The organism is Polaromonas sp., assembly GCF_031411155.1.
Taxonomy (GTDB): domain Bacteria; phylum Pseudomonadota; class Gammaproteobacteria; order Burkholderiales; family Burkholderiaceae_C; genus Polaromonas.
Map to the genome: position 1 here is coordinate 1 of NZ_JANOAL010000138.1, position 11,910 is coordinate 11,910.

The window sequence follows — 11,910 nt, forward strand, 5'->3', positions numbered from 1 at the left end:
CGGCAAGGACAATGGCGCAGGCGGGCTGGCGCAGGACGCGAGCAGCGCACCCAGGGCGATAATTGACCCCCAGCGCCAAGGCCGCATTGAACCCGTATTTGTCCTCCAAGGAAATGTCATGACCCTACTCTTGCTCGAAGCCCTGGGGGCGCTGCTGCTGCTGGTATTCATTGTGTGGTGGACCATGTTTTCGGGGCGCAGGAAGGGCGAGCTGAAGGACGAGCCGGCGGACCCTGCGGCCGATGCGCCCGCGGACAGAAAATAAGCGCTTTGCTATAAATTTCGCAGCAGGTTGGCCAGCTCCACCGCCGACTTGACCCCCATTTTGTCAAAAACCCGGGCCCGGTGGACTTCCACCGTGCGCACGCTGATGTCGAGCTGGTCGGCCACCAGCTTGTTGGGCAGCCCCGCCACCACCAGCCGCATCACATCGCGCTCGCGTTCGGTCAGCCCGCCCAGCCGCGCCTGCAGGCTGCTGGTCTGCCCGTGCTGGGCCAGCGCGGCGGCCGAGGCGGCCAGCGCCTGCTCGATCCGGTCCACCAGCGCATTGTCGGAAAACGGTTTTTCGCAAAAATCAAAGGCGCCGCGCTTGACCGCATCGACGGCGGTCGGCACGTCGGCATGGCCGGTCAAAAAGATCACCGGCAGCGTCGGCAGCAGGCCGTAGCCAATCAGCTTGTCGAACATGGCCAGGCCGCTCAAGCCGGCCATGCGCACATCGAGCAGCACGCAGGACGGCGAGCGCACCGCAAACTGTGCCGACACCCGGGCGTCAAACGCCTCGGCGCTGTCGAAGCTTTCGCTGAACAGGCGGCGCGAACGCAGCAGCCAGGCCAGCGCGTCGCGCACGCTGGCGTCGTCGTCGACGATGTACACGGTGGCATTTTGAATCGGTTCCATGGCTAGGCTCCCTCGCTCGTGTCCTGCGCCAGCGCCTGGGCGACGGGCAGGGTAAAACTGAAAATCGTGCCCTGCGGCTGGGCGGCTGCAAAACCCAGGTAGCCGCCGTGCTGTTCTACCACGGTGCGGCACAGGTTCAACCCCAGGCCCATGCCCTCGACCTTGGTGGTGAAAAAAGGCGTGAACAGCTGCGCCGCGACCTCGGGCGCAATGCCCTCGCCGCAATCGATCACGGCAAACTCGACCCAGCGCCGCTGCGCATTCGAGGCCGCCGGCCGGATCCGCAGGGTCAGCAGTTTTTCGCGCGCCACCGGTGCGGCAGCCAAGGCCGGCTGTTCATCGATGCCCTGCATCGCCTGCATGCCGTTGCGCGACAGGTTGAGCAGCACCTGCTCGACCATGGTGCGGTCGCACAGCACCGGCTCGCAGGCCGGGTCCAGCGCCAGCCGCACCCGCACGCCGAGCTTGCGCGCCTGCAGGCTGACCAGCGGCATGATGGCCTCGAGCAGGTCACGCGGCGCCACCGCCTCGCGCACCCGCTCGCGCCGCCGCACCACATCGTGCACGCTCTTGATCACCTTGCCGGCCCGCTCGGCCTGCTCGGCAATGCGGCGCATGGCCAGTTGCAGCTCCTGCGACAGCGGCAGGCCGGCGTCGTGCTGCAGCAGATTGAGCGAGCCGGTGGCGTAGCTTGAAATCGCCGCCAGCGGCTGGTTCAGTTCGTGGCTGAGCAGCGACGCCATCTCGCCCACCATCGCCAGCCGCGCCGTGGCCTGCAGGCGCTCCTGGCTGGCGCGCGACAGCTCCTCGGTGCGGCGCTGCTCGCTGACATCGAGAATCGCGCTCATCCAGCCGGTGTGCTTGCCCACCGCGTTGATCAGCGGCGCCTCCATGATGAGCACCGGAAAACGCGTGCCGTCGCGCCGCATGAAGACCGACTCGTGGCCTTCGCGCGGCAGGCTGTTGCCGGCCAGCCGGACCTCCTGGCGCTGCTGGTACATGCCGGCCAGCTCGGGCGGCCAGTAGGGCGAGGGGAAACTCTGGTTCAGCAGCTCACGGGCCGGCACGCCCACCATGTTGCAAAACGCCTGATTTACATAGGTGATGCGGCCCTGCAGGTCGCGCGCGCGCAGGCCGGTCAGCACCGAGTCTTCCATGGCGTTTCGAAACGCCAGCGCCTCGCCCAGGTCCTGCTCCACCTTCTGGCGCCGGCGCATGTCGCGCGCCAGCAAAAACAGCACCGCCAGCAGCGCCAGCGACAGCGCGGCCACCAGCGCCGTCAGCACATTGGGAAACAGCGCCGGCGTGCCGAGCCGGCTTTCCATGCGCAGCACCAGCGTGTTGCCGGGCAAATCCAGCAGTTGCTGCGCGACGTAAATCCGGCTGCCGCGCGACAGCACGCCATGCAGCGCCAGCCGCGTGCCGTCGGCTTCAGTGAAGGACAGGCCCACGCCACGCGCCAGCTGGCGGCCCACCAGTTCGGCCAGCATGTCCTGCAGCGAATAGGTCGCCACGGCGTAGCCGGTCAGGCGGCCGGCCGTCACCAGCGGCAGGCACATGTCCAGCACCTCCATGCCCAGGCCATCGGACTGCGGCAAAAAGTAGCTGGTCGAATAGCTCGAGCCGTTGAGCCGGCGCGCGCTGGTGCAGCTCAGCGCCACATCCGACTGCAGGCTGCTGCGGCCCAGCCGCTCGAACACCGGGCCGCGGTAAGGGGTGTCGACAAAGCTGAGCACCTCCAGCGCCTCGCTACGCCATTCGAGCCGCATGATTTCGCGGTGCTCGCGCAGCAGCCGGGCCGCCGGCACATGCCAGGCCTGCGGCGTATGCTCTTCGGACTGCAGCGCCAGAAAGCTCTGGATGTTGCGGGTCAAGCCCGAGCGGATGTCGGTGACGGTTTGCGCCGCGTCGCGTTCCAGCCGGTCCTGCACCATGCTGGACTCGTAGCGCCCGGCCAGCCAGACCAGCATCACCAGCAGGGCCAGCACCAGCGCCATCAGCAAGGCCCAGAGCGCCCAGCGCCGGCTGGCCCAGCGCGTGCCGCTCAGGCCACTTAACGCGCTTAAGCCCGGAAACTTCACGCGGCCCGCCTCATGCGCTGATCACAACACGCGGTGGCCAAGGGCCGGCAGCCGGGCGCGCACGGACTGCAGGTGGCTGGCCGACAGCTCGGCCATGACCAGCCCGGCGCCCTCGGCACGCTGGCCCAGCAGCTGGCCCCAGGGGTCGACCCCCATGCTGTGGCCCCAGGTACGGCGCCCGTTTTCATGCACGCCGCCCTGGGCCGCGGCCAGCACATAGGCCAGGTTTTCGATGGCGCGGGCGCGCAGCAGCACTTCCCAGTGCGCCTGGCCGGTGGTGTAGGTAAAGGCGCTGGGCACCAGCAGCAGGTCGGCCCGCAGCGCCCGGTACAGCTCGGGAAAGCGCAGGTCGTAGCAGACGCTCATGCCGACCGTGTAGACATGGCCATCGCGCGACGGCAGCGCAAAGCGCACCGGCTGCGTGCCGGGCGCCAGCACCCGGGTTTCGTCGTAGTCCTCCTGGCCCTGCGCAAAGCGGAACAGGTGCATCTTGTCGTAGCGCGCCACGCACTCGCCGCTGGGCGCATAGGCGAGCGAGCTGTTGCGGGCGCGACGCGCATCATGGGTGGCCAGCGGCAGGGTACCGCCCACGATCCACAGCCCGAGTTCGCGCGCCGACCGGCTCAAAAAGTCCTGGATCGGGCCCTGGCCCGGCGTTTCCTGCAGCGCCAGCTTGTCGGTGTCTTTCAGGCCCATGACGCAAAAATACTCGGGCAGCAGCGCCAGTTCGGCGCCCTGGTCGGCCGCGCTGCGCAGCCACTGCGCCGCGGCCTCCAGATTGGCCTGAACGCTCACCCCCGACACCATTTGAATCGCGGCGACTTTCATCTCAGCGTCTCTGTCGAGGTTTCGGCGGCCTTGGCGGCAGCGGCGGCGGCGGCCGCCTTGCGGTCGATCTTGGTGATCTTGGGGTCGGCCCAGGTGCCGTCGATATGGAACTCCTGGGTGGCGGCCTCCATCAGGGGTTTGCGCAAGAATACCTGCGCCAGAAAGCTGCCCAGGCCAATCGCCGGGTTGATGACGGTGGCAATCAGCGAGGCGGTTCCGGCATTGATCTCGGGCACCACCACCACCTTGATGTTTTGCGTTTCGCGGGCGATGTCGGCGCTGCCGTCCATCAGCACGGCGGCATTGACGCCGCTCATCTGCAGGTTGTTGGTGCGCGCCACGCCCTGGTTGATGGTGACATCGCCGCGCACAAAGTCAAAGGCAAAGCCCTCGGAAAAAACATCGCGAAAATCCAGCGTCAGGCGGCGCGGCAGGGACTGCAGGCTGAGCACGCCGAGCAGCTTGGCAATGCCGGGGTCGGCCTTGATGAACTGGCCCGACTCGACGTTGACATTGAACTGCCCGCCCAGCGTGGGGTAGTCCAGGCTCAGCGGCGAGCCGAGCCACCCGACCTGGCCTTCGAGCCTGCCCTTGCCGCGGCGTATCAGCCCCGGCATGCCAAAGCGCTTGAGCAGCTCGCCCGAGTCGGCAATGTCCAGCTTGAAGTTCATCGCGGTGCGGCGCCGCTCGCCGGCCGCCCGCCCGGCCACTGCGACGCTGGGTGCATTGACCGCGAGCCAGTTGCCGGTGGCCGTCAGCACGGCCTCGGGCATGGTCACATTGAACTTGTTCAGGCGCCATTCGCGCGCCGCGCCAGCGCCGCCCTGGTTGACCGCATCAATTTCGACCCGTCCCAGCTTCTTGCCGCGCAGTTCCATGTCTTCCACCACGATGTCCAGCGCCGGAATGCTGGCCGGCTGCTCGTTCAGGATGGCCTCCACCTCGCGCGCCGCGGCGGGCGCCAGGTTCAGGCGCGACAGCCGGGCGTAGACCCGGCTCGCCCCCGCGCCGCCCGGCTGGTGAAATTCGACGTAGCCGTTGAGTTCGGCCGCGTCGATGTTGGCGCGCCAGTTCAGGCCTTCGCGCGAACCGCCCACCACCACGTTGTTGAGCGTGCGCCCCTGCACCTTCAGTTCCCTGGCGCGTATCGCCATCACCGTGGGCAGATAGCCCAGCGCTTCGCCGGAGGCGGCGCGGCCGGCCGTCGAGGCCGTGGGGGTGGGCGGGGCCGCCAGGATTTTCTCCCAGGCATCGAGGTCGACCTGGGCCAGGTTGATGTTGGCGGCCACGCCGGCTTCGAGTACCGGCGCGGTTTCGCCCTCCTCCAGCCCGACCGCTATGCCGCCGCGCAGCACCCGCGGCTCGCCGCCGCTGAGGTCACGCACGAAGTTAACCGTGGCCACCCGGCCTATGCTGACCAGCAGCTGGTCCTGCAGCTTCTGACCCGGCGCCAGCGAGGCCGGCAGCAGGGTGTTTTCATAGCGCAGCGGCAGGCTGGACTCGGCGCTCTTGCGCAGCGGCGCCGGCAGATTCAGCGCCATGCCCTGCAGGCTGCTGGACACCGCGACCTCGGTCACGCCGCGCCGAAACACCAGCGAGGCCGCGTAGGCGGTGCTGCCGCTGGCGTGCTGCGCCAGCCGGGTGGCAAACCCCAGGTCCTGCGCCTGGCGCAGCCCTTCCGCCGTCAGCGTGCCCTGGGCCTTGAAGGCCACGCTGCTGTCGCGCCCGGTGGTGGCCGGGCCGGCCGCCGGCGCACCGCGGGTGCCGCCGTCAAAACGGATGTCGCCGCCCAGCAGCCGCGCCTGCGCGCCCGCCACGGCAAAGCCGCGCTCATTGACCGTGACCACGCCCTTGAGTTTGGCCAGCTGCGGCGTGCCGGGGGCAAACTGCACGTCATTGCCGGGCAGCGTGATGCTGCCCTCGACCCGCGATTTCTCGATGGCATGAATCGGCAAGTTGAGCTTGAAGCGGTAGTCCGCGCTGCCGCTGGCCTCGGTCCTGGCCAGCGCCTGGTCGATCATGCCGCCGACCGGCGAGCTGTTGACAAAGCCCAGCGCGTCGGTCAGCGCGCCCTTGAGCTCCAGCCCCACTTCGACCGTGGCATTGCGGGTCAGATCGGGGATGCGCGCCGTGCCCCTGGCCAGTTGCAGGCCGCTCAGGCCCACGACCCTGGCGCTGGCGCCATTGACCTCCAGCGCCGCGCGGTTGAACAGCAGCTCACCGTTGAGTTCGCTCAAGGCCGGCCAGGCCGGCGCATTGGGGGGTTGCAGCGACTTGGGCACATAGGCAAACAGGCCGTTGCGCACCCTGGCCGACACCCGGAACTCACCCTGCGCCGGGTTGCTGAAGGGCAGCTGGTTGACCGGCCCCTTGACCTTGAACTTGACCTCGCTGACCTGGCCCTGCAGCACCGCATCGCGCACATAGTGGCGCGCCTCGGCCGGCAGCACCAGCGGCAGATAGCGGTGCACCCGGGCGCCGTCGCCCCGGCTCAGGCTGCCCTGCAGGTCCAGCACGCCCGGAAAGCGCGGGTCCGCCGGGCTGCCGCCACCTGCCGCTGAAGCGGCTGCCGCCGCCGGAGGCGCTGGCTTAGCGGGCGTGGCTGGCGTGGCGGCCACCGCATCGTCGGTGTGCCAGCTGACCTGCGCCTCGCCCTGGGCGTCGGCATTGGCAAACTGCAGATTGCGCAGCTTCAGCTCGATCTTTTTGCCCGACAGCTTCCAGCTCGTGTCGGCCGCCAGCTGATCGAAGGGAATGCGCGTGTCCTCGAACACCCCTGGCAGGTCGAGCCAGCCATTGCGCAGGCTCACCTTGGCCTGGCCGCCCTCGTGCGTCAGGTCAAAGTCGATGGCGGCGCCGCTGACGCCGGGCCGGCCCGGACTTTCATGCGTGGCCCCGGCCGTGGTCACGGCGGGGGCCGCCTGGGCCGCCACGCTCAGGCCCACCACCCGGCCCTTGGCGGCAAAGCTGGTGGGCGCGTCCAGCGGGCCCTGCCAGCGCGCTTCCACGGTTTGCACCAGGCCGCTGGGCGCGAAGGACGCGATCAGCGCATGGGCGCTGCTGTCCAGCGGCAGGCGGGTGGCAATCTGGGCCAGCGCCGCCAGGTCCAGCCGGTCGGCCTTGAGCTCGGTGTGTTGAACCCGGCGGCCGTCGTCGCGCGCATGCACCAGGGTGACGTTGCCGCCCGGCCATAGCAGGCCGTCACGGGTCTGAAAGCGCAGGCCCTCGGTGTTGAAGTCAAAGCCATAGTCGCGTTGCCGCCCGCCCACGCGCCCGGCCACCGACTCAAAGGCCAGCGGCTCGAGCTTGCGGCCGAGCCGGGCATCGACGTTTTGCAACGCCACATCGGCCGTTCCGCCCACCACCCGCCCCTTGCTGACATCGGCCCAGGCGCGCAGCGCACCGCTGCCGCCTATCAGATCGAGGCCCAGCGATTCGAGGCTGGCGTACTGTTTGAGGCGGGACACGTCGGCCCGGCCAAACTCGCCAAAGAGCTGGCCGCTCCATGCGGCAAAGTCGCCGGCGTTGCGCGACAGCAGCGACTGCCGGAACATGCCGCGCAAGGTAAACCGGTCGCCCCATTCGGCCGGCGGCGTGGCGTCCAGCCGCAGCAGGTGCCGGTGGCGCGCATTGCGCAGCACGAAGTCGACCTGGCTCAGCGCCAGTGGCGGCGCCTGGCGCTGGTCATCGGTCCAGCGCACGGTGCCGCCGCGGATGACGAACTCGGCCTGCGAGAAAAACCAGTCGGCCGCGGCGCTGTGGCCGGCCTCGCGGTCCTGCAGCACGTCAAAGCCGCCGACGTAAATCTTGCCGTCGGCGGTGCGCCGGATGTCGAGCTCGGGCTTGTCGATGTAAAGCTGCTCAAAGCCCAGCCCGAGCAGCGACACCGGCGACAGCGCGCCCTGCACATGCGGCAGGCGCAGCACTTCGCGCCCCTGCGCGTCCAGCAGCGTCACGTCGTGCAGCTCGAACGAGGGAATCATGCCCTGCGACTGCGCCGTCAGGCGGCCTATGCGCACCGGCGCCCCCAGGGCCTTGCTGGCCTCTGCCTCCAGCCGCGGACGGAAATCCCCGATTCGCGGCACAATCCAGCCATGCAGGACGAACCAGCTCAGGCCAAACAGCAGCCAGGCGGTCACCACCAGCCACAACAGGAGGCGCATGACAAGCGCAACCCACCGCAGGCGTCGTGACGGCAAGACGGGCGGGCTGGATGGCGCAGAAAGAATGGTTGGCTCCATTAACCAGAGAATTATGACCGCCAGCGCCTGGCTTGGCCCGCAGCAGGCCTTTGAAGTTTTGTGAAGTAGTGTGATGACCGTCGCCGATTTCTCCCCCTCCAACACCCCCTCATCCCCCTTGGCTGCCGGCTCCGGCCTGGCCGCCGATGCGGCGTCCTGGTCACGTTATGTGCAGCGGATTCGCCGCCGCTATGCGCCGCAGCTGGCGCTGCTGCCGTCCGGCGCGCCGGTGCGGGCCGGCATGCAGCAGGCGTTCGACGCGCTGCTGGCCCAGGGCCTGGAGACCGGCGCGGCGCTGCGGGTGCTGCGCCAGCTGGTGCTGGAGCGGCTGGTGACGCTCGATTGCAACGGTCTGGAGGAAGCCCCCACGCTCCCCACTGCGTGTGCCTCCGGCGATTCGCTGCCCCTTGCACCAAAGACAGGGGCTGGCCTTGCTTGGGGCGGCCCGGCGCTGGCGGCCGTCGCCACCGCGAGTACCACCGGCGTTGCGCTGCCCGTGGTCACCCGCGCCATGACCGAGCTGGCCGAACTGGCGCTGGATGTGGCGATGCGGGTGTCGGCCGACACGCTGGACGCGCTGTATGGCGCGCCCCAGGCCGAGCCTGGCGAAGGCGACGCGGGCGACACCGGCGGCAGCCGGGCCCGCATGTGGGTGGTCGGCATGGGCAAGCTGGGCGCGCGCGAACTCAATGTCTCCAGCGACATCGACCTGATTTATGTCTATGACCAGCCCGGCGAGACCGCGGGCCGCAGCGACGGCCGCGGCCAGATCTCCAACCACGAATACTTCGCGCACCAGGTCAAGGCGGTGTTCGGCCTGATTGGCGACGCCACCGAGCACGGCTTTGTGTTTCGCGTCGACCTGGCGCTGCGGCCCAATGGCAACTCCGGGCCGGCGGCGATTTCGCTGGGCGCGCTGGAAGAGTATTTTCAGGTGCAGGGGCGCGAATGGGAGCGCTTTGCCTGGCTCAAAAGCCGGGTCGTGGCGCCGCAGGACTGCATCCAGAGCGGCTCGGCGCAGGCGCTGCGCGGCTCGGTGCTGCCTTTTGTGTTCAGGCGTTACCTCGACTACAACGTGTTTGATGCGCTGCGCATTTTGCACCGGCAGATTCGCGAGCATGCGGCCAAGCGCTGCGCCGGCCACCCCGAGCGCGCCAACGACGTGAAGATGTCGCGCGGCGGCATCCGCGAAATCGAATTCACCGTGCAGCTGCTGCAGGTGGTGCGCGGCGGGCAGTTTCCCGAGCTGCGGACCCGCCCCACCGTCGATGCGCTGCAGCGCGTGGCCCACGCCGGGCTGATGCCGCAGGCCACCGCCGATGCGCTGGCCCGCGCCTACGATTTTCTGCGCCGGGTCGAGCACCGCATCCAGTACCTCGATGACCAGCAAACCCATGTCTTGCCGACCCGCGACGACGATCTGGACTGGATTGCCCGGACCCTGGGCTACGCCAGCTGCGGCCTGTTTCTGAGCGAGCTGGACGCCCACCGCGAGCTGGTGGCGCAGGAGTTTGACAAGCTGCTGGGCGGCACCAGCGAGTGCAAGGGCTGCGGCAAGGGCAGCGCCGCCGGCAATGGCGGCAACGGCGCGCCGCAGCAACTCGACGAGCTGCTCGAGCAGCTGTCCGAGCAGTGGCCGGACCGGTTTCGCGCCCGCCTGATGCTGTGGCGCCAGCACCCGCGCGTGCTGGGCCTGCGCGAGGAGTCGCGCGCCCGCCTGAGCCGGCTGGTGCAGCGCACCGCGCAGTGGCTGATCGAAGGCAGCGTCAGCGAAGAGGCCGCGGTGCGCATCATTGACTGGATAGAGCCGCTGCTGCGGCGCGAAAGCTACCTCGCCCTGCTGCTGGAGCGCCCGGCGGTGCATGAGCAGCTGCTGCGCCTGCTGGGCGCCGCCAAATGGCCGGCGCGCTACCTGCTGCAGCACCCCGGCGTGATTGACGAGCTGGCCAGCGACGAGCTGCTGCACGAACGCTTTGACGGCGCGGCCTTTGCCCGCGAGCTGCAGCAGCGGCTGGCCGCGCTCAGGCGCACCGGCGAGGACGACGAGGAAACCTGCCTGAACCTGCTGCGCCGCGCCCACCATGCCGAGGTGTTTCGCACGCTGGCGCGCGACGTCGAAGGCGTGCTGACGGTGGAGCAGGTGGCCGACGACCTGAGCGCGCTGGCCGAGGTGATTTTGACGGTGACCACCGACTGGTGCTGGCAGCGCCTGAAGTACCGGCACCGCCCTGACGGCGAAGGGCCGCAGTTTTCCATCATTGCCTACGGCAAGCTGGGCGGCAAGGAGCTGGGCTACGGCAGCGACCTGGACATCGTGTTTGTCTATGACGACGAGGACGAGCGTGCGCCCGAGGTCTATGCGGCGCTGGTGCGCAAGCTGATCACCTGGCTGACCATCAAGACCGGCGAAGGCGACCTGTTCGAGATCGACACCGCGCTGCGCCCAAATGGCAACTCGGGCCTGCTGGTGACCAGCTTCGAGGCCTACGCCAGGTACCAGCAGCAGCGCGGCAGCAACACCGCCTGGACCTGGGAACACCAGGCCATGACGCGCGCCCGCTTTGTGCTGGGCAGTGACTCGCTGCGCCAGCGCTTCGACCAGGTGCGCGAGGCCGTGATCACCGCACCGCGCGATGCGGCCGGCCTGCGCAACGAGATCATGGCGATGCGCGAGAAAGTGCGCAACGCAAGACCCGTGCGGGGCGAGAAATTCGACGTCAAGCACAGCGCCGGCGGCATGGTCGATGCCGAGTTTGCGGTGCAGCTGCTGGTGCTGTCCGAGTCGGCGCGGCACCCGGAGCTGGTGGCCAACGTCGGCAACATTGCACTGCTGCAACGCGCCGAGGCGGCCGGCCTGCTGCCGGCCGGCGTCGGCCAGCGCGCGGCCAGTGCCTACCGTGAACTGCGGCGCGTGCAGCACCGCGCGCGCCTCAATGAAGAGCCGACGCAGGTCGCACCGCCCGCGCTGCAGGCCGAACGCGACGCGATTCTGGAACTCTGGGTCGCGATTTTCAAGCCCACGCCGTAAACCGGGTGTTACATGGCCCGGTCATCGTCTGCCTGCACAATCGACGCTGCTCTGACCTTGTGCGCTGGGCACCCGAGGATGACACGACATGAACAAGTCTGAAACTGCCCGCGGCCGGCCCCCGAAGCCGGCCTCGCTGCTGGCCTTGGGCGCCGCCCTGTGGCTGGCCGGCTGCGCCGTGGGCAGCGCGCCGCCCGCGGTGTCGGCCGCTATTCCGCTGCAGTGGCAGGCCGCGCTGCCGCACCAAGGGTCGCTGACCGACCTGAGCCAGTGGTGGCAGCAGCAGGGCGACCCGCTGCTGGCCGAGCTGGTGGCCGCCGGCCAGGCGGTCAGCCCGACGCTGGCGACGGCGCGCTCGCGCATCGAGCAGGCGCGCAGCGCGCGGGTGGCGGCCGGTGCGGCGCTGCTGCCCACGCTCGATGCCTCGGCCAGCCTGAGCCGCGGCCGTTCGGACCAAAGCACCGGGCCAACGGCCGGGGCAGGCAGCGCTGGCAGCAACGTGGCGGTCGCCACCACGGCGCAGGCCGGGCTGCAGGCCGCCTGGGAAATTGACCTGCTGGGCGGCAAGCGCGCCAGCCTCGATGCGGCCGCGCAGCGCCTGCTGGGCGCCGATGCGCAGTGGCACGAGGCCAGGGTGTCGGTGGCGGCCGAGGTCGCGACCCAGTACCACAGCCTGCGCAGCTGCCGCGAACTGGCCCTGGTGACGCAGACCGACGCCGCCTCGAGGCAGGAAACCGCGCGCCTGTCCGAGCTGAGCACCCAGGCCGGCTTTACCGCCCCGGCCACCAACGCGCTGGCGCGGGCCAGTGCCGCCGACGCGCGCGGCCGCGCC

At 69.4% G+C, this 11,910-nt stretch carries 8 protein-coding genes; 4 read left to right on the top strand and 4 right to left on the bottom strand.

Annotated features, from left to right (window positions below; genetic code table 11):
• The coding region (locus tag RMO23_RS09140; RefSeq protein WP_309680710.1) for a hypothetical protein at positions 1 to 265 on the top strand (265 nt) is incomplete at its 5' end.
• 8 nt (positions 266 to 273) lie between these two features.
• Here RMO23_RS09140 and RMO23_RS09145 read toward each other — a convergent pair.
• The 4 genes from RMO23_RS09145 to RMO23_RS09160 all read right to left on the bottom strand — a co-directional run bounded on the left by RMO23_RS09145 (position 274) and on the right by RMO23_RS09160 (position 7,972).
• Positions 274 to 900 carry a response regulator gene (locus RMO23_RS09145; protein WP_309680697.1) on the bottom strand — a complete coding sequence of 209 codons (627 nt, stop codon included), beginning with the start codon at positions 898 to 900 and terminating at the stop codon, positions 274 to 276.
• A gap of 2 nt (positions 901 to 902) precedes the next feature.
• Positions 903 to 2,897 carry an ATP-binding protein gene (locus RMO23_RS09150; protein ID WP_309680708.1) on the bottom strand — a complete coding sequence of 665 codons (1,995 nt, stop codon included), beginning with the start codon at positions 2,895 to 2,897 and terminating at the stop codon, positions 903 to 905.
• A 105-nt stretch (positions 2,898 to 3,002) separates the two neighbouring features.
• Entirely contained in the window at positions 3,003 to 3,809 is an 807-nt protein-coding gene (locus tag RMO23_RS09155; protein WP_309680698.1) for a carbon-nitrogen hydrolase family protein, read from the bottom strand.
• Positions 3,806 to 7,972, bottom strand: a complete 4,167-nt coding sequence (locus RMO23_RS09160) for a YhdP family protein (RefSeq protein WP_309680700.1) — start codon at positions 7,970 to 7,972, stop codon at positions 3,806 to 3,808. The genes RMO23_RS09155 and RMO23_RS09160 overlap by 4 nt, the downstream gene beginning before the upstream one ends.
• Between RMO23_RS09160 and RMO23_RS09165 the strand changes: the two genes are divergently transcribed.
• The 3 genes from RMO23_RS09165 to RMO23_RS09175 form a co-directional block, all read left to right on the top strand.
• Positions 7,971 to 8,114 (top strand): hypothetical protein, encoded by a 144-nt coding sequence (locus RMO23_RS09165; RefSeq protein ID WP_309680702.1) that lies wholly within the window; start codon positions 7,971 to 7,973, stop codon positions 8,112 to 8,114. The two genes, RMO23_RS09160 and RMO23_RS09165, sit on opposite strands and share 2 nt — an antisense overlap.
• A 9-nt stretch (positions 8,115 to 8,123) precedes the next feature.
• Entirely contained in the window at positions 8,124 to 11,078 is a 2,955-nt protein-coding gene (gene glnE, locus RMO23_RS09170) for a bifunctional [glutamate--ammonia ligase]-adenylyl-L-tyrosine phosphorylase/[glutamate--ammonia-ligase] adenylyltransferase (RefSeq protein WP_309680704.1), read from the top strand.
• An 88-nt stretch (positions 11,079 to 11,166) separates the two neighbouring features.
• Positions 11,167 to 11,910, top strand: a 744-nt coding sequence (locus tag RMO23_RS09175; RefSeq protein WP_309680706.1) for a TolC family protein, incomplete at its 3' end; no start/stop codon positions are given.